27 protein-coding genes are annotated in these 25,343 nt (G+C 69.7%); 9 read left to right on the forward strand and 18 right to left on the reverse strand.

From position 1 onward, the window contains the following. The first annotated feature begins 51 nt into the window (after positions 1-51). From ACFYW5_RS02895 to ACFYW5_RS02905, 3 genes are read left to right on the forward strand one after another with little or no spacing between them, the layout of a single operon-like run. On the forward strand, positions 52-576 hold the full coding sequence (locus tag ACFYW5_RS02895; protein ID WP_250077429.1) for a PadR family transcriptional regulator: 525 nt from the start codon (positions 52-54) through the stop codon (positions 574-576). Beyond that, positions 573-1,262, forward strand: coding sequence for an ABC transporter ATP-binding protein (locus ACFYW5_RS02900; RefSeq protein ID WP_389415149.1), 690 nt, complete (start codon positions 573-575; stop codon positions 1,260-1,262). Before ACFYW5_RS02895 ends, ACFYW5_RS02900 begins: the two co-directional genes overlap by 4 nt. Then, entirely contained in the window at positions 1,259-3,586 is a 2,328-nt protein-coding gene (locus tag ACFYW5_RS02905) for an ABC transporter permease (RefSeq protein ID WP_389415150.1), read from the forward strand. The genes ACFYW5_RS02900 and ACFYW5_RS02905 overlap by 4 nt, the downstream gene beginning before the upstream one ends. 805 nt (positions 3,587-4,391) lie before the next feature. Here the strand turns inward: ACFYW5_RS02905 and ACFYW5_RS02910 are convergent. Next, positions 4,392-5,354, reverse strand: a complete 963-nt coding sequence (locus ACFYW5_RS02910; protein WP_389415151.1) for a hydrogen peroxide-inducible genes activator — start codon at positions 5,352-5,354, stop codon at positions 4,392-4,394. 133 nt (positions 5,355-5,487) lie between these two features. Here ACFYW5_RS02910 and ACFYW5_RS02915 point away from each other — a divergent pair, with 133 nt between their 5' ends. Together ACFYW5_RS02915 and ACFYW5_RS02920 are read left to right on the forward strand one after the other, a co-directional pair. Next, entirely contained in the window at positions 5,488-6,042 is a 555-nt protein-coding gene (locus tag ACFYW5_RS02915; RefSeq protein WP_389415152.1) for a peroxiredoxin, read from the forward strand. Between the two features lie 6 nt (positions 6,043-6,048). Then, positions 6,049-6,582 (forward strand): alkyl hydroperoxide reductase, encoded by a 534-nt coding sequence (locus ACFYW5_RS02920; protein ID WP_389415153.1) that lies wholly within the window; start codon positions 6,049-6,051, stop codon positions 6,580-6,582. Positions 6,583-6,588: 6 nt separating this feature from the next. On the opposite strand, the gene ACFYW5_RS02925 is transcribed toward ACFYW5_RS02920, so the two are convergent. The 4 genes from ACFYW5_RS02925 to ACFYW5_RS02940 form a co-directional block, all read right to left on the reverse strand. After that, the gene (locus ACFYW5_RS02925; RefSeq protein ID WP_389415154.1) at positions 6,589-7,926 is read right to left on the reverse strand and encodes an AI-2E family transporter; all 1,338 of its coding nucleotides are present in this window, start codon (positions 7,924-7,926) and stop codon (positions 6,589-6,591) included. A 124-nt stretch (positions 7,927-8,050) separates the two neighbouring features. Continuing rightward, positions 8,051-8,752, reverse strand: a complete 702-nt coding sequence (locus ACFYW5_RS02930; protein ID WP_389415155.1) for a transglycosylase SLT domain-containing protein — start codon at positions 8,750-8,752, stop codon at positions 8,051-8,053. A gap of 429 nt (positions 8,753-9,181) precedes the next feature. Beyond that, entirely contained in the window at positions 9,182-10,507 is a 1,326-nt protein-coding gene (locus ACFYW5_RS02935) for a PhoH family protein (RefSeq protein WP_389415156.1), read from the reverse strand. Between the two features lie 313 nt (positions 10,508-10,820). Beyond that, the gene (locus ACFYW5_RS02940) at positions 10,821-11,594 is read right to left on the reverse strand and encodes an isoprenyl transferase (RefSeq protein WP_389415157.1); all 774 of its coding nucleotides are present in this window, start codon (positions 11,592-11,594) and stop codon (positions 10,821-10,823) included. A gap of 786 nt (positions 11,595-12,380) precedes the next feature. On the opposite strand from ACFYW5_RS02940, the gene ACFYW5_RS02945 reads away from it, so the two are divergent. Further along, the gene (locus ACFYW5_RS02945) at positions 12,381-13,532 is read left to right on the forward strand and encodes a winged helix DNA-binding domain-containing protein (RefSeq protein WP_389415158.1); all 1,152 of its coding nucleotides are present in this window, start codon (positions 12,381-12,383) and stop codon (positions 13,530-13,532) included. Between the two features lies 1 nt (position 13,533). Here ACFYW5_RS02945 and ACFYW5_RS02950 read toward each other — a convergent pair whose 3' ends face one another. Then, on the reverse strand, positions 13,534-14,337 hold the full coding sequence (locus ACFYW5_RS02950; RefSeq protein WP_389415159.1) for a methyltransferase domain-containing protein: 804 nt from the start codon (positions 14,335-14,337) through the stop codon (positions 13,534-13,536). Positions 14,338-14,388: 51 nt separating this feature from the next. On the opposite strand from ACFYW5_RS02950, the gene ACFYW5_RS02955 reads away from it, so the two are divergent. Continuing rightward, the gene (locus ACFYW5_RS02955; protein WP_389415160.1) at positions 14,389-14,901 is read left to right on the forward strand and encodes a DinB family protein; all 513 of its coding nucleotides are present in this window, start codon (positions 14,389-14,391) and stop codon (positions 14,899-14,901) included. A gap of 4 nt (positions 14,902-14,905) precedes the next feature. On the opposite strand, the gene ACFYW5_RS02960 is transcribed toward ACFYW5_RS02955, so the two are convergent. The 7 genes from ACFYW5_RS02960 to ACFYW5_RS02990 form a co-directional block, all read right to left on the reverse strand. Next, entirely contained in the window at positions 14,906-15,778 is an 873-nt protein-coding gene (locus ACFYW5_RS02960; protein WP_389415161.1) for an LLM class flavin-dependent oxidoreductase, read from the reverse strand. After that, positions 15,775-16,467: a hypothetical protein gene (locus ACFYW5_RS02965; RefSeq protein ID WP_389415162.1), complete on the reverse strand. Its 693-nt coding sequence runs from the start codon at positions 16,465-16,467 to the stop codon at positions 15,775-15,777. The genes ACFYW5_RS02960 and ACFYW5_RS02965 overlap by 4 nt, the downstream gene beginning before the upstream one ends. Further along, a complete protein-coding gene (locus ACFYW5_RS02970) occupies positions 16,467-17,099 on the reverse strand; it encodes a hypothetical protein (protein ID WP_389415163.1) in 633 nt (210 codons plus the stop codon). Before ACFYW5_RS02970 ends, ACFYW5_RS02965 begins: the two co-directional genes overlap by 1 nt. A 90-nt stretch (positions 17,100-17,189) precedes the next feature. Further along, the gene (locus tag ACFYW5_RS02975) at positions 17,190-18,422 is read right to left on the reverse strand and encodes a hypothetical protein (protein ID WP_389415164.1); all 1,233 of its coding nucleotides are present in this window, start codon (positions 18,420-18,422) and stop codon (positions 17,190-17,192) included. Beyond that, complete coding sequence (locus ACFYW5_RS02980) at positions 18,419-18,730, reverse strand: hypothetical protein (RefSeq protein WP_389415165.1); 312 nt, start codon at positions 18,728-18,730, stop codon at positions 18,419-18,421. Before ACFYW5_RS02980 ends, ACFYW5_RS02975 begins: the two co-directional genes overlap by 4 nt. Before the next feature lie 132 nt (positions 18,731-18,862). Continuing rightward, a complete protein-coding gene (locus tag ACFYW5_RS02985) occupies positions 18,863-19,846 on the reverse strand; it encodes a hypothetical protein (RefSeq protein ID WP_389415166.1) in 984 nt (327 codons plus the stop codon). 35 nt (positions 19,847-19,881) lie between these two features. Beyond that, positions 19,882-20,538, reverse strand: coding sequence for a hypothetical protein (locus ACFYW5_RS02990; RefSeq protein ID WP_389415167.1), 657 nt, complete (start codon positions 20,536-20,538; stop codon positions 19,882-19,884). Between the two features lie 313 nt (positions 20,539-20,851). Here ACFYW5_RS02990 and ACFYW5_RS02995 point away from each other — a divergent pair, with 313 nt between their 5' ends. Then, positions 20,852-21,973, forward strand: a complete 1,122-nt coding sequence (locus tag ACFYW5_RS02995) for an amidinotransferase (protein ID WP_389415168.1) — start codon at positions 20,852-20,854, stop codon at positions 21,971-21,973. A 63-nt stretch (positions 21,974-22,036) separates the two neighbouring features. After that, positions 22,037-22,435, forward strand: a complete 399-nt coding sequence (locus tag ACFYW5_RS03000) for a DUF192 domain-containing protein (protein WP_389415169.1) — start codon at positions 22,037-22,039, stop codon at positions 22,433-22,435. Between the two features lie 50 nt (positions 22,436-22,485). Here ACFYW5_RS03000 and ACFYW5_RS03005 read toward each other — a convergent pair whose 3' ends face one another. From ACFYW5_RS03005 to ACFYW5_RS03025, 5 genes are all read right to left on the reverse strand, one after another. After that, positions 22,486-23,112: an OmpA family protein gene (locus tag ACFYW5_RS03005; protein WP_389415170.1), complete on the reverse strand. Its 627-nt coding sequence runs from the start codon at positions 23,110-23,112 to the stop codon at positions 22,486-22,488. Positions 23,113-23,120: 8 nt separating this feature from the next. Then, positions 23,121-23,699, reverse strand: coding sequence for a hypothetical protein (locus ACFYW5_RS03010; protein ID WP_389415171.1), 579 nt, complete (start codon positions 23,697-23,699; stop codon positions 23,121-23,123). A 33-nt stretch (positions 23,700-23,732) separates the two neighbouring features. Then, positions 23,733-24,329: a pilus assembly protein TadG-related protein gene (locus ACFYW5_RS03015; RefSeq protein WP_389415623.1), complete on the reverse strand. Its 597-nt coding sequence runs from the start codon at positions 24,327-24,329 to the stop codon at positions 23,733-23,735. Further along, positions 24,329-24,490, reverse strand: coding sequence for a Flp family type IVb pilin (locus tag ACFYW5_RS03020; RefSeq protein WP_389415172.1), 162 nt, complete (start codon positions 24,488-24,490; stop codon positions 24,329-24,331). Before ACFYW5_RS03020 ends, ACFYW5_RS03015 begins: the two co-directional genes overlap by 1 nt. Positions 24,491-24,594: 104 nt before the next feature. After that, positions 24,595-25,341, reverse strand: coding sequence for a response regulator (locus tag ACFYW5_RS03025; protein ID WP_389415173.1), 747 nt, complete (start codon positions 25,339-25,341; stop codon positions 24,595-24,597). Positions 25,342-25,343: the final 2 nt, after the last annotated feature.

Consider the following 25,343-nt stretch of genomic DNA (forward strand, 5'->3'; position numbering starts at 1 on the left):
GCACACCGCGCGTATACATACGGCGTATACACCGCGTGTAGAGTCGCGCTCATGTCCATCGGTCACACCCTCCTGGGGCTCCTGGAATCAGGCCCGCGTCATGGCTACGACCTGAAGCGGGCCTTCGACGAGAAGTTCGGTCACGACCGGCCGCTGCACTACGGCCAGGTCTACTCGACGATGTCCCGGCTGCTGAAGCACGGTCTCGTCGAGGTCGACGGCATCGAACCCGGCGGCGGCCCCGAGCGCAAGCGGTACGCCATCACCGACGCCGGGGTCACCGACGTACAGCGGTGGCTGGCGACGCCCGAGAAGCCCGAGCCGTACCTGCAGTCCACGCTCTACACCAAGGTCGTCCTCGCGCTGCTCACCCGGCGCGACGCCGCCGACATCCTCGACACCCAGCGCGCCGAGCATCTGCGGATGATGCGGATCCTCACCGACCGCAAGCGCAAGGGCGATCTCGCGGACCAGCTGATCTGCGACCACGCCCTGTTCCATCTGGAGGCCGATCTGCGCTGGCTGGAACTGACCGCCGCGCGGCTCGACAAGCTGGCCGAGGTGGTGGTCAAGTGACGCCGCCCGCCGGTGCCCTGCTCGCGGCCCAGGAGCTGCGCAAGGCCTACGGTCCGACCGTCGCCCTCGACGGCGCCGAGTTCTCCGTGCATCCCGGAGAGGTCGTCGCCGTGATGGGCCCGTCCGGCTCCGGGAAGTCGACGCTGCTGCACTGTCTCGCCGGGATCGTGCCGCCCGACTCCGGGTCGATCACCTACGCCGGACGCGAGCTCGCCACCATGGGCGACGGCGAGCGCAGCCGGCTCAGGCGCTCGGAGTTCGGCTTCGTCTTCCAGTTCGGGCAGTTGGTGCCCGAGCTGACCTGCGTCGAGAACGTCGCCCTGCCGCTCCGGCTGAACGGCACCGCCCGCAAGGAGGCCGAGCGCACCGCGCTGTCCTGGATGGAACGGCTGGAGGTCGACGACCTGCGCAAGAAGCGGCCCGGTGAGGTCTCCGGCGGCCAGGGGCAGCGGGTCGCCGTGGCCCGCGCGCTGGTCACCGGCCCCCGGGTGCTGTTCGCCGACGAGCCGACCGGCGCGCTGGACTCCCTCAACGGCGAGCGCGTGATGGAACTGCTCACGGAGGCCGCGCGGTCCACCAACGCCGCCGTCGTGCTGGTCACGCACGAGGCACGGGTGGCCGCCTACTCCGACCGCGAGATCGTCGTACGGGACGGCCGGTCCCGGGACATGGAGCGGATCGTATGAACCAGTGGGGGAGGGACCTCGCCCTGGGGTTCCGGTTCGCCTTCGCGGGCGGGCGCGAGGGCTGGACCCGGGCCGTGCTGACGGCCGTCGGGGTCGGACTGGGCGTGGCGCTGCTGCTGCTGACCACGGCGATCCCGAACGCGCTGGCCGCCCGGGACGACCGCGGCGCCGCGCGCACCGACATCACCTTCAGCGCCGAGATGCCGGCCAAGGCCGACGACACCCTGCTGGTCGTGGAGGCGAGCACGGTGTTCCGCGGCACGGACGTACGGGGGCGGATCCTGGAGCCCGAGGGGCCGCGCGCGCCGCTGCCGCCCGGAGTGGACAGGTTCCCGGCGGCGGGCGAGATGGTGGTCTCACCGGCGCTGAAGCGGGTGCTGGAGTCCGGTGACGGCGCGCTGCTGCGGGAGCGGCTGCCGGAGCGGATCGTCGGGACCGTCAGGCAGAGCGGCCTGGTCGGCTCGGCGGATCTGACCTTCTACCGGGGCGGCGAAGGGCTCGCACCGTACGTCGACGGGGGCCAGGTGGTCCGCATCGACCGCTACGGCGACCCCAACCCGTCCCGGGAGAAGTCCGACCCGGTGCTGATCCTGCTGATCCTGGTCGTCCTCGTCGCGCTGCTGATGCCGGTCGCGGTGTTCATCGCGGCGGCCGTGCGGTTCGGCGGCGAGCGCCGCGACCGGCGGCTGGCGGCGCTGCGCCTGGTGGGCTCCGACGGCCGGATGACCCGCCGTATCGCGGCCGGTGAGGCACTGGCGGGCGCGCTGCTCGGACTGGTCCTCGGCGCTGTCTTCTTCCTGATCGGTCGTCAGATCGCGGGATCGGTCGAGGTGTTCCGGTTCAGCGTCTTCCCGGACGATCTGAACCCCTCTCCCGCGCTGGCCCTGCTGGTGGCCATGGCCGTGCCGGCGGCCGCGGTGCTGGTGACGCTGCTGGCGCTGCGCGGGGTGGTCATCGAGCCGCTCGGTGTGGTGCGTACGGCCAAGCCGGCGCGGCGCAGGCTGTGGTGGCGGCTGCTGCTGCCGCTCGGCGGACTCGCGCTGCTCTACCCGATGGTCGGGCAGGGCAACGAGGACGGCGACTTCAACCAGTACCTCGTCGTCGGCGGTGTGATGCTGCTGCTGATCGGCGTGACCGCGCTGCTGCCGTGGATCGTGGAGACGGTCGTCGGCCGGCTCGGCGGCGGCGGGATCGCCTGGCAACTGGCGGTACGGCGGCTTCAGTTGAGCAGCGGTACGGCCGCCCGGCTGGTCAACGGCGTCGCGGTGGCGGTGGCCGGGGCCATCGCGCTGCAGATGCTGTTCGCCGGGGTGGACAGCGACTACACCAAGAGCACCGGCTACGACGTCTCCCAGGCGCAGATGCAGGTGACGTCGGGCGGCGGCGTCGGTATCGAGGATGCCGCGGAGCGGTTGCGCGGGACCGAGGGCGTGCGGCGGATCGTCGCCCACTCCGAGGGCTGGCTCGGGGACAGGCGCCTGGACCCCGAGAAGGGCGCCTCGGTGACCGTCGGGGACTGCGCGGCCCTGCGGGAGCAGGCCAGGCTGACCTCGTGCCGGGACGGTGACGTCTTCGCCGTCCCCGGTGTGGAGTACGACACGGACACCGCGCGACTGGCCGTGCCGGGGCGGACGTTGTACCTGGATCCGAGCTACGCGGGCTCCACCCCGGGCCGGGAGGTCGCCTGGCAGGTGCCGGCGGATCTGCGGAAGGTGGAAGCGCGCCGGGATCTGAGCGGTATGGAGCGGGGCGGCTTCCTGATCACTCCGAAGGCGCTGCCGGAGGGTGCCGCGCAGGCCATGACCGGGCGGGCGTACATCGCGCTCGACCCGTCCGTCTCCGACGCGCGCGAGCGGGTGCGCAACACCGTGGCGGCGCTGGGTCCGCTGGTACGCGCCGAGGACTGGTCGGCGACGGAGGAGTCCAACCGGTTCGCCTCCATCCGCACGGGTCTGTTCGTCGGTGCCGTGTGCGTGCTGATGCTGATCGGCGCGAGTCTGCTGGTGTCGCAGCTGGAGCAGTTGCGCGAACGCAAGAAGCTGCTGTCGGCGCTGGTCGCCTTCGGCACCCGGCGGCGCACGCTGAGCCTGTCGGTGCTGTGGCAGACGGCGATCCCGATCACGCTGGGTCTGCTGCTGGCCTCGGCGGTGGGCCTGACCCTCGGCGCGGTCCTGCTGCGGATGACGGACACGGCGGTACGGGTGGACTGGGGGAGCCTGCTGTCCATGACCGGCGCCGCGGCGGGCGTGGTCCTCGCGGTGACCCTGCTCAGCCTGCCTCCCCTCCTGAGACTGATGCGCCCGGACGGCCTGCGCACCGAGTAGAACGAACCGGAACCGGCCGAACTCCCCCACCCAAGCGGCCCGCAGCGCCCCCCGGCCCTGCGGGCCGTCGAAGTCGCTGCCGACTCCACCGGCACCGGGCCGCGCAGACACCACCCCGGCGCCGCTGCACAGTCGGGAACCATCCACCCGATCTGCAAGCCGACCAGCCCGTGCGCTACGACCCCGCAGAGTGCTCCGGACCCCAACCGCCCCCACCCGCCAGCGGATCCCGTCAGAACAACCCCCCGCTACCGGCCAGCCACGCCTCCGCGCAGGCGGCGACCACCCGCCAGAAGGCCGAAGCGACCGCCCTCCGACAGCGGCCCGCAGGGTTTACCAACTCCCCCCGCTACCGGACTCCATAGCGGCACCCCACCCTGCGGGCCCAGCCCCCACGCCCCAGGCCGGGGCCATCCGCCGGACGGCCCCGCGCGGCACTGCCAGCCGCGACCGACAGCGGACCCCATGGCGGCACCCACCCATGCGGCCCGCGCCCACGCCAGGCGGGGCCATCCGGCGACCGCCCCCGACTGTGCCCCCGCGGGGCGCTGTCAGCCGCGACCGACGACGTACGCCCCGCGCCGAGGCGACCGGCGGCCTGACTCGCGCCCTCCGCGCCCACGCCATAGCGGCCCCCCGCCCTGCGGGCCGCGCCCAACGCCAGGCGGGGGCCATCCGCCGGAAAGGCAGAACAACCCGCCCGCCGACCGCGACCCCGATGGGCCCTGACCCGTCCCACCGGGCAGCGAGTCGATGGGGGTGACCCGTGCCGCGGAGGTGGGCCGGGGCCGGTCTCGCCGCCCCCTCAGCCCGTGTCGCCCTCCAGGACCCGTACCGGGAGCGGGCGCAGGGCGTCGCGCAGGGATGTGGCCAGTTCCTGGTACTCCGCGCTGCGGGCCGCGTTCGTGCGCATGGCGAGGGCGATGCGGCGGGTCGGGGCCGGGTCGGAGAAGTAGCCGGTCAGCAGCTGGTTGCTGCGGGTCGTCTCGACCTTGACGGCCGTGCGCGGGAGCAGCGTGACACCGAGACCGCCCGCGACGAGCTGGACCAGGGTGGACAGACCGGCGGCCGTGGTGGTGACCGGCGCGTCCTCCCGGCCCGCCTCCCGGCAGATGTCCAGTGCCTGGTCGCGCAGACAGTGCCCCTCGTCCAGGAGGAGCAGGTTGAGCTCCTTGAGCGCCTCGCGCCCGATGCCCGTACGGCCGCCCAGCCGGTGGTCCAACGGCGTGACCAGCACGAAGTCCTCGTCGAAGAGGGGGAGTTCGACCACACCCGGCACCCCGAGCGGGACGGCGAGCAGCAGCAGGTCCAGGCGGCCGGTGTTCAGGCCGTCGACGAGGCTGGCGGTCTGCTCCTCGTGGACCTGGAGGTCGAGGTCCGGGTAGCGGTCGTGGACGAGCCGCAGAACCGTCGGCAGCAGGTACGGCGCCACGGTCGGGATGACCCCGAGCCGCAACACCCCGGTGAACGGGGCGCGTACCGCCTCCGCCTCCGCCAACAGCGCACCCACCTCGTCCAGTACGGCCCTCGCGCGCACCGCGAGCCGCTCACCGGCCGGCGAGAGCAGCACCTTGCGGGTGGTCCGCTCCAGCAGCGTGACGCCGAGGGTCTCCTCCAGCGCGGCCACGGCACCGGACAGGGCGGGCTGGCTCATGCCGATGGCGGCGGCCGCGTCCCGGAAGTGCAGATGCTCCGCCACGGCCGCGAACGCCCGCAGCTGGGCGAGACTCGGCAGTCGCCTCTTGGCTCCACCATTACTCACGGTCACTGATAACCGCCTCCGATCACCATGACCGAGTGTAGCAATTTCTCTAATCAATGCACCGTGTGCCAGCATCGACCTCGTCCAACCCATGAGAAGCGTCCGCGATCCGGACGCTTCTTCGCTGCAAGGAGAGCCTGTGCTCACTGTTGGTGACAAGTTCCCCGAGTTCGAACTGACCGCCTGTGTCTCCCTGGAGAAGGGCAAGGAGTTCGAGCAGATCCACCACAAGTCCTACGAGGGCAAGTGGCTCGTGGTCTTCGCGTGGCCGAAGGACTTCACCTTCGTGTGCCCGACCGAGATCGCCGCGTTCGGCAAGCTGAACGACGAGTTCGCCGACCGCGACGCCCAGATCCTCGGCTTCTCCGGTGACTCCGAGTTCGTCCACCACGCCTGGCGCAAGGACCACCCGGACCTGACCGACCTGCCCTTCCCGATGCTGGCCGACTCCAAGCACGAGCTGATGCGCGACCTCGGCATCGAGGGCGAGGACGGCTTCGCCCAGCGCGCGGTCTTCGTCGTGGACCCGAACCGCGAGATCCAGTTCACGATGGTCACCGCCGGCTCCGTCGGCCGTAACCCCAAGGAGGTCCTGCGGGTCCTCGACGCGCTGCAGACCGACGAGCTGTGCCCCTGCAACTGGACCAAGGGCGACGAGACGCTGGACGCGGTCAAGCTGCTGGCCGGGGAGTGACCTGAGATGTCCCTCGACTCCCTCAAGTCCGCCGTCCCGGACTACGCCAAGGACCTGAAGCTCAACCTGGGTTCCGTCATCGGCAACTCCGACCTCCCGGCGCAGCAGCTGTGGGGCACCGTGCTGGCGACCGCCATCGCCTCGCGCTCCCCGATCGTGCTGCGCGAGCTGGAGCCGGAGGCGAAGGCGAACCTGACGCCGGAGGCGTACACCGCCGCCAAGGCGGCCGCCGCCGTCATGGCGATGAACAACGTCTTCTACCGCACCCGCCACCTGATGTCGGACCACGAGTACGGCACCCTGCGCGCGGGCCTGCGGATGAACGTCATCGGCAACCCCGGTGTCGACAAGGTCGACTTCGAGCTGTGGTCCTTCGCGGTCTCCGCCATCAACGGCTGCGGCATGTGCCTCGACTCGCACGAGCAGGTGCTGCGCAAGGCCGGCCTGGAGCGCGAGGTCGTCCAGGAGGCGTTCAAGATCGCCTCGGTGATCCAGGCGGTCGCCGTCACCCTCGACGCCGAAGCGGTCCTCTCCGCGTAAGCCAGGTCACTCCGGGCCCCGTTCACTGTCGTGGACGGGGCCTTCGGCGTGGACGGGGCCTTCGGCATCCGCGACCACCTGCGGGCTCTCCGGGCTCTCCGGGCTCTCCTGCGAGTACGCCTTCAGATAGCCCACCACCGTGTTGGTCACCGCCACCAGCGGCACCGCCACCACCGCGCCGCCGATGCCCGCGATCAGGCCGCCCGCCGCGACCGACAGGACCACCGCGAGGGGGTGGACCCGGACCGCGCGGCCGAGGATGAACGGCTGCAGGATGTGCCCCTCGATCTGCTGCACCGCGAGCACGACCGCCAGCACCATCACCGCCGTGAAGACGCCCTGCGTCACCAGCGCCACCACGACCGCCAGCGCGCCGGAGGCCACCGCGCCGACGAGCGGGATGAACGAGAACAGGAAGATGAAGACGGCCAGCGGGACGGCCATCGGCACATCCAGGAAGTAGATCCCGATGCCGATGAAGACGGCGTCGATCAGAGCCACTATCAGCGTCCCGCGCACATACGCGGTGAGCGTCCGCCACGCGGCCGGGCCCGCGCCCGCCACCCCCGGCCGGGCCGCCGCGGGCACCAGCCGCAGCGACCACTCCCAGATCCGCTTGCCGTCGTAGAGCAGGAACAGCGTCGAGAAGGCCGCCAGCAGTATGCCGCCCAGCGCCTCGACGATGACCGTGACGCCCTCCAGGCCCGCCGAGGTGATCTCGTCGGTGTTGGCGCCGACCGCGTCGCGCAGATTCTCGGCGATGTCGTTGATCTGCTTGTCGGTGACGTGGAAGGGGCTGTTCAGCAGCCAGTCGCGCAGCTCGTCGATACCGTCCTGGATCTGGTCGGAGAGGTTGTCGAGGTTCTCCATGACCTGCCAGGTGACGAACCAGCCAATCAGGCCCATCACCACGAAGCCCAGGATCGCCGTGAGCGCGGTCGCGAGGCCCTGCGGGACACCGATCCGGCGCAGCCGCGCCACCGTGGGCTGGAGCAGCGCCGTCATCAACAGCGCGGCCACGAACGCCAGCACGACCAGCTGTACGGCGCTGATGACCCGCATCAGCACCCATACGGTGCCGGCCAGCACCAGCAGCCGCCAGCCGGCCTCGGCGGCGACCCGCACACCCCACGGCACGGCCAGCGCGGGATCCGGACGCGCCGGAGCCACGTACACACGCTGAACGGACGGCGGCGCCTTGTCGGCGGGGGGAGGCGTCGGCGCGGAGGCGGCCGGGGGTTCGGCGCTCTCGCGCTGCACCTCCGCGCGGCGCTCGTCCAACCGGTCTCCCATCCGGGTCAGTCCGGCGCCGAGCCGACCGAGCCACCCTGGCACTCGAGACATGTTCCGTCCTCTTCCCCCGTCTTTCCCCACCACTCCCCCCGGAGTCGTCCGGTCCGACCGTACATGGCGACAGCCCCTCACCGTAGGACGGTGAGGGGCTGTGCGAGGTTGAGCGGGGAAATGCCTAGTACCAGTGGTTGGCCTGCCAGAACGACCAGGCGTCGCACGGGCTGCCGTACCGCTCGTTCATGTAGTTGAGGCCCCACTTGATCTGGGTGGCCGGGTTGGTCTGCCAGTCGGCGCCGGCGGAGGCGTACTTGCCCGCCGGCAGGGCCTGGAAGAGACCGTAGGCGCCGGAGGAGGGGTTCACGGCCTTGTAGTTCCAGCTGGACTCGTGGTCCACGATGTTGCTGAAGCACTGCCACTGGCCGGACGGCACCATCGACTGCGCCATCGCCTGGATCTGCGCGATGGTGTACGAGCTCTGCACAGCGAAGCTGGAGGAGGACCGGGAGGCCTTCGCCTCGGCCTCTTCGCGCTCCTTGGCTTCCTCGGCCGCCTTCGCTGCCTTCGCCGCCTTCTCCGCGGCTTCCTTCTTCTCGATCGCGGTCTGGGCGGCGGCCCTGCGGGCCGCTTCCTCCGCGTCCTTCTTGGCGCTCGCGTCGGCGGCGATCGCCTGGACGGTCGCCTGCTGCGTCAGGGAAGCGGTCTGTACCTGGGCCTGCTGGCCCGTGGGTATGTCCGCGAGGAGCGTGGCGTCGGCTGCCGTCGCTTCGGCGTCGTTGTTCTGCGCGGTGCTGCCCGAGGCAACGCCGACAACGCTTCCGACGGCGGTGACCGCGGTGGCCGAGACCACTGCGAATCCCCGGACCGAGATCCGGCTCACACGGTTTCCTTCCAGCATCGCCCGCTTCGGTGACCCTGGCGGACGCAATCTTGCCCCTGGCGCTGGCCTCCCAACTGCGGGGTCACGGGAGGCACGGGCCCGGTGGGCAACTCCCCTCCGGGGAGCGCCGCGTGGTGCGCGGGCGGCATACGGCGACGCTATGGAGTTGGCGGTGTTCCTCACGGGGTGCCATACCTCTGAAGGTACGGATGTGCCGTATGCGGGGCCTGACAGGAAGGAGACTCTGCCGTACCCGGACGCCGTGAGGCAATTCTGTGTTGCGTGTGAAAGCTCACATCCCGTTTGGTCCCGGCAGTTCCACGAAACGGCAACACACCAAGGCGCCGCCCGACTAGGCTCTGGGCCTTTGTCGGACGGCGCCAACTGGCGAGTAGCTACCTCAAGTTAAGCACTCGGGGCAGTCTCGGGTCAGATATGCCCATCCTCCAGCATTTCGGTCACAAGGGCGGCGATCTGGGACCTCTCGGACCGGTTCAGCGTGACATGGGCGAAAAGCGGATGCCCCTTCAGTTTCTCCACGACGGCGACGACTCCGTCGTAGCGCCCGACCCGGAGATTGTCCCGCTGGGCCACGTCATGGGTCAGCACCACCCGTGAATTGGCGCCGATTCTGGACAGAACGGTCAGCAGGACATTCCGCTCCAGCGACTGCGCCTCGTCCACGATCACGAACGCGTCGTGCAGCGAGCGGCCGCGGATATGGGTGAGCGGGAGGACCTCCAGCATCCCGCGCGAGGTGACCTCCTCGATGACCTCGCGGCTGGTGACCGCGGACAGCGTGTCGAACACCGCCTGCGCCCAGGGGCTCATCTTCTCGGCCTCGCTGCCCGGCAGATAGCCGAGCTCCTGCCCGCCCACGGCGTACAGCGGCCTGAAGACCATCACCTTCTGGTGCTGACGGCGCTCCAGCACGGCCTCCAGGCCCGCGCACAGCGCCAGCGCCGACTTGCCGGTACCGGCTCGGCCGCCCATCGACACGATCCCGATGTCCGGGTCGAGCAGCAGGTCGAGCGCGATGCGCTGCTCAGCGCTGCGGCCCTTGATACCGAACGCCTCCCGGTCGCCGCGCACCAGCCGGACGTTGCCGTCGGCCGTCACCCGGCCCAGCGCCTTGCCGCGCTCGGACTGGATGGTGAGCCCGGTGTGCACCGGCAGGTCCGCCGCCTCGGGCACATGGGCGTGCCCCACCTCGAAGAGGACGTCCACCTGCTCGCCGGGGAGCGTCAGTTCGGACATTCCGGTCCAGCCGGAGGAGTCCGTGATGGCGAGTTCGGCGCGGTACTCCTCGGCGAGGAGCCCGACGGACGAGGCCTTGATCCTGAGCGGCAGGTCCTTCGACACGACGGTGACGTCGAACCCTTCGGCCTGCAGATTGCGGGCGACCGCGAGGATGCGGGAGTCGTTGTCCCCCAGGCGGTAGCCGGTCGGCAGAACGCTGGGGTCCGAGTGGTTGAGCTCGACACGCACCGTCCCGCCCAGTTCCCCGATCGGGATCGGGGCGTCGAGACGGCCGAACCGGACCCGGAACTCGTCGAGCAGACGCAGCGCCTGCCGGGCGAAGTAGCCGAGCTCGGGATGGTGCCGCTTGGCCTCCAGCTCCGTGACCACGACGATGGGGAGCACGACCTCGTGCTCGTCGAAGCGGTTCAGGGCGTGCGGGTCGGCCAGCAGGACGCTGGTGTCGATTACGTAGGTGCGCCGGTCTGGCTTGGGGCGCGTTGCGCTGGTCACCACGGAAGGACGTACCCCCTCGGAAGAGGTCGGGGAGCGACGGAGAGGAGCTGGACCGGTCGACGGCGCCGCTGCACGGGCCGAGAACCGGCCCTTACCTGCTTCGTCCGTACGGTGACCGCACGATCGGGCTGGTGCAAAGGGCCTCCCGGGCGGACGGCCCCGTGCCGTCCGCTGAGATCCGACACCCGTGGTTCGGGTGTCGACCTGCTTGGCTTATGCCCTCGAACAAGCGCTGCCATGCCACGGCGGGGAACGGCGCGCTGGTGAACTCCTTGTTACCTCCACCCCAAGGGGGTGGCGGGTGACCTGTGGCTCAGCCGCCGTAACGGCGGTGGCGGGCGGCGTAGTCACGCATCGCGCGCAGGAAGTCGACCTTGCGGAAGGCCGGCCAGAACACATCACAGAAGTAGTACTCGGAGTGGGCCGTCTGCCACAGCATGAACCCGGACAACCGCTGCTCACCGCTGGTGCGGATGACCAGATCGGGGTCGGGCTGGTCGCCGGTGTAGAGGTGGCGGCCGATCATCTCGATGTCGACGGAGTCGGCGAGCTTCTCCAGTGAGGTGCCCCGGTCCGCCGCGTCGAGCAGCATCGAGCGCACCGCGTCGGCGATCTCCTGGCGTCCGCCGTAGCCGATGGCGACATTGACGAGTATTCCGTCGATGTGTGCGGTGGTCTCCTCGGCGTCCTTGAGGCTGTTCTGCATCCGCGGCGGCAGCAGCTCACGGGTGCCGACGTGGTGGACGCGCCAGCGGCCGTCGGCGGCGAGGGTGCGTACGACGTCCTCGATGATCCCGAGCAGCGGGACCAGTTCGTCCTTCGGGCGGTCGAAGTTGTCCGTCGACAGCAGCCAGAGGGTGACGACCTCGACGTCCGTCTCGGAGCACCAGCCGAGGAACTCCTCGATCTTCTCGGCGCCGGCCCGGTGACCGTGCACGGTGCTGGAACCCGCGGCCTTCGCCCAGCGGCGGTTGCCGTCCATGATGACGCCGATGTGCTTGGGCACCTGAGCGTGGTCCAGGTGACCTTCCACCCGGCGTGCGTACAGCCCGACCAGCAGGCCACGCAGCTTGTCGCGCAGGTTCACGTGATTGATAGCCCCTCCGTACGGATCGGGCGGCCGCGGCCCCGGTCGCTCCCGAGGGCGGTCCCAGCCCGGTGGCGGTCCCCGCCGCCGAAGCCTACCTCCGCCCTGCGGGCGGCCCGGCGGGCGGGTGTCGGGGCGTGTGGGGCCGGTGGAACCAGGCGTCCGCGAAGGCGTCCGCGACAAAAGAAAAACGGGCCGGTCCGTGGGGGGGAGACGGACCGGCCCGAGGGGGGGTTTCCACCATAACCCTTCGTAAGTGATGCTGCGTGCATCGGCGTGCCATAACTACTCTCCGAAATCGGACGGCAACGCGGCGGTGGGCGTGAGAGGGGGGTTTCAGGGGTGGCTCATGGCCGGAACACAGCGGATTTTCTGGGCGTTCGGCGGGATACGCGTGGGGCGCCCGGGTGTGCCGGTCCTTGTCCCGCACGCGGCGTGTTTTCCGGGTTGTCCCCCACCTGGGTGACCCGGGCAGCGAACGTCAGCTTGACGTCGGCCCGCGGTCATACGGCGCTCCGCCCGCCGCAGGTGGGCACGGCACCGCGCAGCCCCCTCCACTGCGCGGTGCCGCCCGCGCAGCTTTGCTCACGCGAATTACCTTGGTCCGAATTTACGCGAGTTGCGGATGAGACGCGAGTTGCAAGCGATAACAATGTGGAAAAGGTGTGAATCCTTGGATATCCAGGGTGGAACTGCACCGGATGCCCGATTCACCCGATTTGCTCGCACCTCACTCGACTCCCAAAGAGGACGGAACCTGACCTACTTCCCCCCTACCGTCGTCCCATGACGGTGACGATCTCCTGGCAAGAGGCGAGCGCGCGACGGCTCGAACGACAGTTCCTGGCCAATCCGGCGTCGGAGGGCGCTTCGGCCCCCGGCATCGTGTCCGCGATGCTCGGCGCGCACGCCCAGGTGCTCTCCGCGGCCGAGCTGTCGATCGGCGTACGGACCTCCGGACTGACGCGGGCGGACGTACGCACCGCGCTCTGGGACGACCGCTCCCTCGTGAAGACCCACGGCCCGCGCGGCACGGTCCATCTGCTCCCCGCACACGAGCTCCCCCTGTGGACCGCCGCCCTGACCGCTATCCCGTCCGGGCCGAGCCCGTTCGCCGCCGACGCCCGCCTCACCGAGGAACAGACGCGGCAGATCCTGGCGGCGATCGAGGACGCGCTGGACGGGGCGTGCCTGACGATCGACGAGCTGAGCGAGCAGGTCGTGGCCCGCACCGGCCCCTGGGCGGGCGACCCGGTCATGCCCGCCTTCCAGGGCATGTGGCCGCGCTGGCGGCAGGTCATGCACCGGGCGGGCCAGGCAGGCGCGCTCTGCTTCGGCCCCAACCGCGGCCGCAAGGTGACGTACACCCGCCCACCCCGCTTCGCCCCCCTGCCCGCGCAGGACGCGCTGCGCACCCTCGTACTGCGCTATCTGCGCGCCTACGGCCCGGCCACCCCGGCGCACTTCGCCAAGTGGCTCGCCGCGCCGGTCGGTTGGGCGGGCGGACTCTTCCAGCACCTGGTGAAGGACGCGGCGATCGAGGAGGTCGTTTTCCAGGGAGCACCGGCGTGGGTGGCGGCGGGCGACACGTCCTTCCCGTCACCGGAGTGGCGGGGCGTACGGCTGCTGCCGTACTTCGACGCGTACGTCATCGCCGCGCAGCCCCGGGAGTCGCTGTTCCCCGGGGAGGCGTACCGCAGGGCGCTGTCGGGTGGGCAGGCGGGGAACCATCCGGTGCTGCTGGTGGACGGGGTGGTGGCCGGGGTGTGGCACCAGCGGCGGCAGGGCCGGCGTACGACGGTGACCGTGGAGACGCTGGGCGTCCTGACGGCACGGCAGCGGCGGGAGCTGGACGAGCAGGTAGGACGGGTGGGCGAAGTACTGGAGGCGGCGCCCGAGTTGGTGCTGGGGGAGGTCACGGTGGGCCCGCACGCCTGACTCAGCCGGGCTTGCGGATGTCGAAGAGGTGGCGGGTGCTGTGCGCGACGAAGGGTCCCTCGTCCTGGATGCGCCGGTGCAGGGACCGCAGGTGCGTCTCGTACGCCTCGACGGTGAAGCCGGGGACCATCCAGATCACCTTGCGCAGGAAGTGGACGACGGCGGCGATGTCGTGGAACTCCATGCGGAGTTCCTCGGCCCGCAGATCGACGACCTGCAGACCGGCGGCTTCCGCGTCGGCGCGCTCCTTCCGCGGGTCCCGGCCGCCTCGGACCTCGTCGGGCTGCGGCCCGAGGAAGTACTCGACGAGCTCGAAGGCGCTGTGCGGTCCGACGTGCTGGGCGAAGTAGGTGCCGCCGGGCGCCAGTACGCGGGCGATCTCCGGCCAGGGGGCCCGCACGGGGTGCCGGCTGGAGACCAGGTCGAAGGCGCCGTCGGCGAACGGGAGCGGGTCGGCCTCGGGCGAGGCGACGACCGCGACGCCGCGCGGGGCGAGGAGGGCGGTGGCCTTGGCGACGTTCGGGGGCCAGCCCTCGGTGGCCACGGTCAGGACGGGGGCCTTGGGCGCGCGCCCGAGGGCGAAGTCGAGCACTTCCCCTCCCCCGGTCTGCAGGTCGAGGGCGGCGTCGGCGCGGGCCAGCCGCTCGGCGAGGGAGACGGCGTACCCCCAGCTCGGCCGCGCCTCGGTGGCCCGCCCCTCGAACCAGGAGAAGTCCCAGCCCTCGGTGGGAACGGCGGCGCCCTCGGCGACGAGTTCCTCGAAGGTACGGCTGCGGCTGCGGTTGCGGCTGCTCTGCTGGTCCATGCCCCGATGATCGCAGCCCGTTGTCAGTGCCCGCTGCTAATTTTCGGCGGTATGACGACCCCTGACGCGACCAGCACGCCGTACACCGCCGGCGACAAGGAAACGCTCCACGCGAGCCTCGACCGGATGCGGGACGCGGTGCTGTGGAAACTGGAGGGGCTGGACGACGCGGACCTCCGCCGCCCGCTGACCCCGTCGGGCACGAGCCTGCTGGGCCTGGTGAAGCATCTCGGCTCCGTGGAGTACGGCTGGTTCGTGTCCGCCTTCGGCGGCGAGGTCGAGCCGCTGTGGTTCGACCCGTACACCGACGAGGACATGCGCGCGGACCAGGGCGAGACCACCCAGCAGATCATCGACTTCTACGGCCGCGCCCGCGCCGCGGCCGACCGCACGATCCGCGAACGCACCCTGGACGACCTGGGCCGCCCGGACTGGCGCGGCGAGGCCGTGTCCCTGCGGTGGGTCCTGGTCCACATGATCGAGGAAACGGCCCGGCACGCGGGCCACATGGACATCGTGCGGGAGCTGATCGACGGGGCGACGGGGGATCGGCCGACGGGGTGAGGCCTCAGGAAACCAGCGGTCGTACCTGCTCGGCGGCGAAGCGTACGAAGCCCTCGGGGTCGGGTTCGTCGGCCGTCGGCTGGAGTACGACGGTGTCGGCGCCGGCCTCCGCGAGGCGTTGAACGGCCTCGGCGACGGCGGCGGCGTCTCCGGCGACACCGAGGCCGGGGACATCGGCGAGGCCCTCGTCGGTGAGCTCCTTGCGCAGCCGGTCGGCGGCGTCGGCACCGGTGGCGGCCAGGAGGTAGACGACCACGGGATGCGGATCGGTGCGCCCGGCGGACTTCCGCCCCTCGTCGATGAGTTGCCGGGCCCGGCGTACGCCGTCCGGCGGATTGGACGCGGTGAGCAGCGTTCCGTCGGCGGCCTCACCGGAGAGGCGGAGGGAGCGGGGTCCGGTGACACCGGCGAGCACGGGGACGGGCCGGGCGGGCGGCCAGTCGAGTGCGACGTCATCGAGACGGACGTACCGCCCGTCCGTGGTGAGGCGCTCCCCGCGCAGCAGCGCCCGCAGCGCGAGGAGGTGCTCGCGCAGGAGGGTGACCGGGGACTCGACCCGGGCCCCCACCTGCCCCATCCAGTCCTGCACCCCGTGCCCCACGGCCAGCACGGCGCGCCCCGGGAACATCCGCTCCAGCGTGGCGGCCTCCATCGCGGTGACCGCGACATTCCGCAACGGCACGGGCAGCAGCCCGATCCCCACCCGCACCCGCTCGGTCCACGCGAGCGCGGCGGCCACCGCGGACACCCCGCCCTCGCGGAAACAGTCCTCCCAGAGCCACAGCTCCTCCAGACCGGTTTCGTCGGCCAGGCGGGCGATGGAACGGAGGTTCTCGGGGGGCAGCTGGGGGCGGAAGATCGCGCCGAGTCGAGTCATGGGGGTGTTCCTACCCCGTCCGGGGGCGCTGCTTCCAGGGGATTACGGAAAGAGACCGTCTCCACGATCCGCCGAAGGATCACCCGGTACTCGGAGCGGCGGGCCAGAGCGGTCGTGCTGAGCGCGAGCACGGCCAGCTTCTTGCAGTCGGGGTGGGGCAGGTGGGCCCGGAGCTGTAGCAACGGCCGCTGCGGCAGTGCGGTGCCGGCAGGCGGCGTGAAGGCCGCTTCGCTGAACGCCGCGGGACCACAGGGCAGTTCCCAGTACTCGACGTGGTCGAAGCCCGAGGCCGAGGCGACTGACCGGGCCGCCGTCGCGGCACGCGAGGCGACAGCCGTGGCACGCCAGGACACGGTGAACCAGGAGACCAGCGGCAACCCGTCGCCCGCGGCACCGACATCGTCCCGGTGCAGCCCGATCGCGCAGTACACGGTCCCTACTTCGCGCAGGGCGGCGAGCAGCTGCTGGCCCGCTGCGACGTGCGAGACGAACCGGAGCCGGACCGTGTCGTCCGGGGCCGAGTCGAGGAAGGGCGCGGCCGCGGCGCGCAGGGCGTGCGCCGCTCGGGAGTCGGGCTCGGGAAGCAGGGCGTCCAAGGGCAGCGGCATGAATCCGGGCGGCTCGGCGAACCACAGTTCCGCGTGCGGATCTACGGCGGAATCGTCGACCACGATCGTGGGAGCGCTCATCACTCCTGCCCGGCGGCGGTGGCGGTGGCCGGGGCCGACGCGAGGAACCGGGCTCCGGCCCGGCGTGCGCGTTCGAGGTCGTCCGGGGTGGCGTCGTCCCACTGCCTGCGTGCGGCGCGCTGTTCGAAGGCGGACGGCCGGTACAGGAAGTGCAACCGGCGTGGAGCGGCTCCGCGCCGGCCGCTGACCGCCACGACGCCCAGGAACCGCGGGTCCCCGGCGAACCACAGCGGCTCCAGCCGCGCCTTGAGTGCGGGCTTGGTCCGGGGGCCGCCGATGTGGCGCAGCCACCAGTACGCACGGTGATGCTTCACGAAGGTGAGCGGAATGCGCCTGCCCTCCGGGCGAGCGGGGTTCGGGAACTCGATCCAGATCCCACCGTCCTCGGCGTCCGGGTGCTCGTCGAGGCCGCGGGGGGTGTGGGGGAGGAGTTGCCAGGGGTAGTGCTGGAGGACTCGGAGGATGTGGAGGGCGGTGGGGAAGCAGCGGAGTTGGAGCACGGCTCGGTAGAGGCCGTAGACGAAGTACGGCATGAAGATCCACACAACCCAGTCGGGCGTGTGTGTGGAGATACCGAGCAGCGCGACCCAGCCACCGGCCCAACCGACGAGACCGGCGACATTCATGGCCATGTGTCCCGTCCAGGAGCGGCGAGTGGGGGGATGGTCCCAAGCCGTCGGGCACTCGGCAGGGTTCAAGAGATCGCTCCTTCGTCGGCGGTGTCAGAAGAGGTGGCGGGCGACCGCATAGATTCCGCCGGTATCGAGGACGAGGCGGGATCCGTCGATACCCGCCACCGTGCCGTCCTTGATGCCGTCATCCTCCGCGTCCACCAGCTTGTTGTGGAGGCCGAAACCGCCTGTCCCTACTCCGACCAGTCCTGAGGTGCCCTGCACGGTGCGGGCCGCCTTCGCTGGATCGCTCATCCCCCGCACGGCCCGCAGGACCAGCGGGTTGTCCAGGTCCGCCACGGCCTTCGCCTCATCCATGGTCTTCGTACCGACGAGGGCGAGCTTCTCCCCGAAACTGACCGCCTCCGTGCTGCGCGCGGCTGCCCGGATCCCCGTGAACGCGCCCTTGCCGATCGCCCCGACACCCGGCAACGCGCCGGCCAGATCCGCCCCGACCGACACCGAGTTGCTCCAGAAGTCACCGTCGAGTTCGCCGTACCGAATGCCGTCCCACAGGGATGCCCGCACTTCGGGATCACCGAGTCGAAGGGACAGCGCCGTCAGACTGATCGTTGAGGATCCGAGCATCAGCAGGCCCGCGGTCGCGAGGCTCCACCCCAGCGGCCCGGAGAGGAGGAGTACCGCCACGGCGATCGTGCCCGCCAGAAAGCTCAGTACGTCCGGCAGGTTCTCGCCCAGCCAGTCGAGCGCGTCGTCGAGCCAGCCCGGCTCATGGGGCGCCAGCTCCTTCGTCGCGCCCCGGATCTTCTCCGCCCGGTGCTTGGCCCTGGCCTCATGCTCCTCCGCGAGCCGCCGCGCCCGGCCGAGCACCTTGTCGAGCTCGGACCGGGCAGCGCCGGTATCGGCATCCGCCCCCTCCTCCGCCCGCTTCACCGCGGCCCGCGCATCCTGCGCGTCGTCCTCCAGCCGCTTGGCCCGCCGCTGGAAGTCGTCCAGTTCGGTCTCCCAGCGCGTGAGGTGAGCGGCTGCCTTGCGGAGCGAGCGCGCGGCGTTCCTCAGATTCCGCGGCAGCGGACCGCCGTCGAGCTGCTCGCGGAAGGCGACGGCGGCGTCGCCCTTCCAGTAGCTGCCGTCCAGGAGTTTGGTGACGAGGCCGTGTGCGTCCTCCAGGACCGTCGCGCAGGCGGCGAGTTTGCGGTGCAGGTCGCGGACGGTCTCGGTGCTGCCCGGTACGGGGTCGAAGCCCAGGTGGGGGTAGCGGACGTGAAGATTCGACGGGTCGAGGGCGGCGCCGGTGCGTTCGGCGCCGAAGGCGAGCGTCACTTGCGGACCCCGCCCGACCCGGCCTTCTTCAGGGCCTCCTCAAGGGCCTTGTCGACCTCCAGATAGCTGTCCCGGCTCTTGCCGATGATCTCGGCGAGGTCCTCCGTCTGCTTGCCGATCTCCTCGGCGCCGTACTTCCAGTCCTCCTGGAAGTCCGCGCAGGCGCGGTCGAGGTCGTCCGTGCCGAGACCTGAGACCGTCGAATCGAGCAGGGCCTTGCGGACTCCGGCGAGTGAGGTGGTCGACTTCCGCAGCGCGTTCATGAAGCGTGTGAGCTCGTCGCCGTCGACGGTCAACCGCTCAGCCATGCCTTGTCCCCTCTGTCCGCGGATCACCCACCGCAGAGAGGAACGACACGGACGCCCATTCGTGACGTACGCGGAAGTGCTCCCCCCTTCAGGAGGAGCACTTCCCGGACAAGGAGCAGGAGTTGGAGATGGTCAGCGGTTGATGGCCTGGATCTCTTGTACAACGACGTTCTGGGTGGCGCCGAAGGTGCCGTCGGGGAGCTCGCCGCCCGGCACGCCGGTGCCGGTCCAGGTGATCTCCCAGGTGAGCGTGGCCTGGAGGGGGAACGTGCCGTCGCCCGACGAGCGGAGGTACTTCACTCCGCAGGGCGGGGTGCGGTCGGCCTTGCCCTTGGCGTAGGGCTCGCCGATGCGGCCGTTGTCGATCTCGCAGACGCCGGACGCGGGGTAGGTGACGGCGTCGGCCGTACCGGGCTCGATCTGCAGCGAGACGGGTACCGCCGTCGCGGTCGCCTCGAGCTCCAGCACCGGTACGGACGCGGTGACCGAGACCGGCTTGAACTCGGCGGCGTCCAGCCAGCTCCAGGTCGGGAGGTTGACCTTGGTGGCGTTCGCGGGGGCGAGGGTGACCTCGGTGCCGGGGACGCGGATCTCTGCGTAGGCGAGTTCGGCGAGGATCTCCGGGGTTATGGCGTTCTCGATGCCGGGGGGCGGGGGGTCACCGACGTCCACCCAGAAGTAGTCCGCCTCGCAGGAGTCCCAGCCAGGGGGGTAGCTCTCGTCGACGTACGAGCCCCACCAGTAGCCCTTGCCGGTCTTGTCCTTGTTGAAGCCCTTCTCCGGGTCCTTGGCGTTGTACTTCTCGCGCTGCTCCGCGTCCCACTGATAGCCCGTCGACTCCGCCTCCCAGATCGGCTCCAGGTACTTCTGGAGCTGCTCGGGGGTGTACTTGGGGGCGTACCAGCAGGGCGGGGGGCTCCAGTTGGTGCTGGAGGTCAGGGTGCCGGTGGAGTTGCCGCTGCCGTTCTTGGAGTGATCGAAGACGACGCCTCCGGCGGTGACGGAGACGGTGTCGCCGTTGACGTCGGCGCCAGTGCCCGGGGCGGGCTGGCCATCTGTTCCGCCGAAGCCCTTCTCCGCCTGGGCAGGACCGGCAACGGCCAGGACCAGAGCCATGGCTCCCGAAGCAAGGAGCAGGTGTCTTTTCGGGATCAAGGCTGGCACTTCGCACTCCCCCTCTGCGAGGTCAGGGTCTCGGTGACCCAGACCCCGTTCTTGTTCTGGCGCAGGGTGCCGGCGTAGATGACGTAGCTGTCCTTTGTCACCGGGGTGACGTCAGTTTTGCCGGTCTTCAGGAACTTGTTGAACGCCTTGCTCTGGTCCTCGCAGTACACGAGCGCGGCAGTCCCGTTGTCCTTGATGGACAGGCTCTCGTTGTAGTACCGGGTCAGGCCGGTGGTACGAGCCTTGTGGTCGACGAACTCCTTGATATAAGTCTCGCTACCAGCCGCGGCGGTTCCCTCCGAGTAGAAGCGGTATGCCTCGTGCAAGGGATCCTGCTCAGCGATGGCCATGTCCACGGCCTTGATGCGCTGTTCCGCGTCGCTGAGAACGGCGTCCTTCTCCGGATCGCCGGTCTTCTTCCACTCGAACTTGTACGTGACATCCGACGGCAACTCGATCTTCGGTCGCTCGGCGGACGACGACGCCAGCGCACTCGGTGAGGCTGACTTCTCGCCTCCTGTATCGGCTCCTGCGATCTTGTCGTTGCCCTCGGGGCTGTCGTCGTCGCTCCCGCACGCGGACAGCGTCAGGGCCGCTGCGGCGGTCAGCGTGATCGCTGCGAGGAGGGTGGGGCGGCGGTTCACGGTCGGCTCCCGGTGAGGCGAGGCTTCTCTTGAGCGAAGCAACGCTATCGATCGGGGTGAGACGACACCAGGGCGGCGCCTGTCAACCGACGGGGCAGATGCACGCAAACCTCCCGTCCCTGCCCTTGAGCGCGGCATAACGGTTGCATAACGCACCGGTTCGATCGCCCGGCGCCTCCGCGAACACTTCGTTCCGCTTATGAACGAGCAAAGGAGAACGTGCGAGAACGCGCACTGTTTTGAAAACGGGCTCCGGGTGACTCGATAGATGCAAAGAGTTCGACTTCCGCCGAGCGAGAGTGGACCCCATGTGATGTTGCAGTCATCGCCCGCCTCGGCCGTGGCCCCCGCCGAGCACCTCGCCTCTCCGGTCAGCTCCCACAATGAGTGGGACCCACTGGAGGAAATCATCGTCGGACGGCTCGACGGGGCGACCATCCCGTCCAGTCACCCCGTTGTGACCTGCAATATTCCGAGGTGGGCGGCGCGGCTGCAGGGGCTGGCCGCCGGCGCGCGGTACCCGCGCATGCTGGTCGAGCGGGCGCAGGAGGAGATCGAGCAGTTCGTCGGGCTGCTGGAGTCCTTCGGCATCACGGTCCAGCGACCGGACGCGGTCGATCACCACCGGCGTTTCCATACGCCCGACTGGTCGTCCCGCGGATTCTGCAACACCTGCCCTCGCGACAGCATGCTCGTCATCGGCGACGAGATCATCGAGACCCCGATGGCATGGCCGTGCCGGTATTTCGAGACGCATTCCTACCGCCCGATCCTCAAGGACTACTTCCGGCGCGGCGCCCGGTGGACGTCCGCGCCGAAACCCCAGCTCACCGACGAACTGTTCGACCCCGATTTCCGGGTCCCTGCGGACGGCGAGCCCATGCGGTACATCCTCACCGAATTCGAGCCCGTATTCGACGCGGCCGATTTCGTGCGCGCGGGGCGTGATCTTTTCGTCACGCGAAGCAATGTCACCAACCGGATGGGGATCGAATGGCTGCGCCGCCATCTCGGGCCGGACTATCGCATTCATGAGATCGAGAGCCGCTGCCGCGCCCCCATGCACATCGACACGACGTTCGTGCCGCTCGGCCCCGGCAAGGTCCTGATCAACCCCGAGTACGTCGATGCCGACCGCCTGCCCGACGTCCTGCGCTCGTGGGAGGTACTGGTCGCTCCCCCGCCCGATCCCCTGGACGAGCCGCTGCTGAAGATCACTTCGATGTGCGGGAAGTGGCTCAGCATGAACGTCCTCATGCTCGACGAGAAGCGAGTGATCGCGGAACGGCACCACACGTCGATGCTGCGCGCGCTGGAGTCCTGGGGTTTCGAGCCGGTGCCGTGCGACCTGCTGCACTACGCCCCGTTCGGCGGCTCGTTCCACTGCGCGACGCTGGATGTTCGGCGACGCGGAACGCTCCAGTCGTACGTGTAGCGGACCGGGCGGGGCTGGCTGGCCGCCCGACTAGGTTGCCCCAGAGTGGGGATGTACTCGGCCATGGGGCGGCAATGGGTTGACGGGTGCGGGAAATTGATCGTTCTGGACCAGTCGTCGCCGCCCACGCGCGGTCGCGAGCTGCCCCTGGAAATCGCCACGTCCTACCGGGCCCGCAGGCGCGGGCTGCTCGGGCGGGACTCGGTCGAGGGCGCCCTCCTGCTCTCCCCCGCCAACAGCGTGCACACGATCGGCATGCGGATGCCCATCGACGTCGCGTACCTCGATCGCCGACTCCGCGTCATCGCCGTACGCACCATGAAACCGGGCCGCCTCGGCCTCCCCCGCCCCCGAGCCCGACACGTCCTGGAGACGGAGGCCGGGGCCATGGCCGGGTGGGGGCTGAAGGTGGGGGCACGGGTGGAGGTGGAGGCGACAGCAGTGGGGGGTGTGGACGGCTGAGGGGGCGGCGGGGCTACGGCCGTCTTCCGAGGCCCCGTGGTGGCGTCGCGTCAGTCGTCCGTGCGGGGGAAGGAGACCTCTACCCTTCGGTTTTTCTTGCGGCTGGATTCCGAGTCGTTGGATGCGATGGGGTATTGCTCGCCGTAACCGCGGACCTCGTAGGTGATGTTCGGGTTGTTCAGTTCGCCCTTCAGGATGTCCTCCACGGCGTTGGCACGTTGCTTGGAGAGGGCATCGCCGTGGGCCGAGGAGCCCAGGTTGTCCGTGAAGCCGAAGACACGGATCTTTGTCGCCTGTTGGGTCTTGATTTCTTCAGCGATCGCTGCGATGCGGGCCTTTGCCTCGCCGTTCAGTTTCGCGCTGTCCTTGGGGAACAGGACTTCCGCCTGGAGCGCGAACTTCACGTCGGCATTGGTGTCCTCGCGGCGTTCGTCTCCGCTCTGGTCCTCGACGACCTGCTTGATGTCCAGCACCTTCGCTTCGGCGAGCGTCGCACCTTCGGGGAGCTTCAGGTCCGGGTCGTTGGGGTCGACTTCGACGGGGGCGGCGGCTGTTGCTTCGGTGCCTGGGGGGACGCTGGGATTGTCGTCGGCGTGGGCCGCCGTGACGCCGTAGAGGGTCGTGGCGAGCATGACGGTGGCGGTGGTGAAGGCCGTGGTGAGTTTGGTGGAGGTCATCGTTCGACTCACCCAGCGATCTGAATGGGGGCAGCCGCGAAGGAGGGCAGTTGGAACGTCACCTCTGTCGTCTCGGCAGGCGGTGCGGGGAACTGCATGAACACAGGAATGGATTCGCCGGGCTTGATCCGCGGCATCTCCGTGGTAGCCAGTGGTCGTCCGTCCGTGTCCCGCAGCACGTAATACCGCTTCTTGGATGCGGAGTCCACCAGGGTTGCCCCGCCGAGTGACGACCCGTGGCGCATGATCTCAGTCTCATCACCACGGGTCTGAATCGGAATGCGAGTCGCCTCAGCACCGTCATTCTTGATCTCGCCACCCACGGTCACGAATCCGCCTGCGTCTCTGGTGGCAGCGTCGATCCTGAGAATCAGACCGTTCTCACCCCTGAGTTCGGCCAGTGGTTCGTCCGTACCCTCCTGAGCACTAGGGTCGGAGCCACTGTCCTTCGAAGCAGAGGCGGACGGTTCAGACTTCTTTTCGTCGCCTCCCCCGCCGCCGCAGCCGGCCACACCGAGGGCCAGTCCAGCCGCAACGGTCAACGCGACCATCCCCCTGCGGGCCTTCGTAGTGAACCGAATGCTCATGCCTCTGCTTCCTTCATCCCTCGTCGTTCGGTGTCAGTCAGCCAGATGGACGTCAAAAAGGTCTTCAGGGCCCGGGAGATCAGTAAGGTCCTCCGGATCCAGCTCCCAGTCCTCGCCCTCACAGGTAAGTACCGGCAATTCCCCCTCCTCGGCACCCTCGCCCGGAAGTTCGAACCCGCAACGGAACTCGATCACTGCTATGGCGGACGCCCGCGCGTACTTGTCCTCCGTACCCGGGACGATGGAATCCCCGACAGACTTGTCCGTCTGGACATCGACCGTGTACTCCAAAGGGCCGGTCTGATCACACGACTCGACATGCGCGTCGTTCTGCGCGGCGAGTTCGTCCGCCCGCCAGCATGACGGCTCAAGTCCAGGCACAAGGCCGTCAAAGATGTCCTGCCACTGGGTCGGGTCGAGTACGTCCTCCACCCACTTACCCGCAAGCTGGTCCCGGGTGTCCTGCGCTGCCGCGAGCGCAGCCGCATCGGCTGCTGTCTGGGCACCGTTCCGGTTCGCTGCGGCCTGGCCGACCGCCAGGTAGGCGAACGCGAGAAAGAGCAGGGCCCCCACCACGGTGATGTAGATGGGGAACGCCTGCCCTGAGTCGCCGTACCGAGGGTGCCGAATCACCCAACGACTTCGTCGACCTTGTCCACGATCGCGGTGTAGATCGTGTTGCCGATGTCCGTCCCCGTGATCGCCAACACGATCGCAACGACCACCGCAATGATCCCCAGGTACTCCACCGCCGTCTGGCCCTTGTCGTTCATGTTGAAGCGGTTGTTCATGGGGTGTCCCTTCGGTTGCGGCTGTGGTGCCGGAACCGTAGGGCCGCTGGAGGTACGGGGACGAGGGTCCGTGGGCCCAAAGGTGGGCCCAGATGCGGGGCATCTCAGTTCACCCCCAGCCACTTGGCGGCGGCCTGTGCCCGGGTGGTGCTGTGGAGCTTGGCGAAGATGCGGTTGATGTGGTTCTTGACCGTCTTCTCGCTGATGAAGCAGGTGGCGGCGATCTGCTGGTTCGTCATGCCCGTGGCGATCAGGTTCATGATCTCCGCCTCCCTCGCGCTGAGTTGGAACCTCGCCCTGCCCGAAGACGACTCTCCCACATTCGGTTGCACTTGCGAAAGAGGTTCGCGGAATTCGGTCGGTGGAGCGTTGGATTCCGTATGCTGCTGCGAATCCGCACCCTTACGGAGCTGGCTCAGGAGTGCGTCCGCCGCCGTCGGCGTGAAGTGGGGTTTGCCCTGTCTGACGTCCCGTACCGCGTCCACCAGCTGCGCAGCCGTGAACTCGCCATGGACCAGGTAACCGTTCGCGCCCCTGCGCAGCGCCTCCTCCACCGTCTCCGACTCCCTGCTGTACGTCAGCATCATCACCGGCGCGATGGCCACCAGGTACGGGAGTGCCGCGAGGCCGTCGACCCCGGGCATCTGGACGTCCAGGAGGACGACGTCGGGGCGGTGCTGGAGGGCCGCCTCGTACGCCTCCTGGCCGTCCGCCGCTTCGGCTACGACCGTGATGTCGCTGCGGCCCGTCAGCAGGGCCGTCAGGCCGGCCCGGACCACCGGGTTGTCGTCGGCCACCACTACGCGGAGCGGGCGCGCGGGGGCGGTTCTGGGGAAGTGGGGGTGTGTCATGC

It is taken from the genome of Streptomyces sp. NPDC002779, assembly GCF_042888685.1.
Taxonomy (GTDB): Bacteria; Actinomycetota; Actinomycetes; order Streptomycetales; family Streptomycetaceae; genus Streptomyces.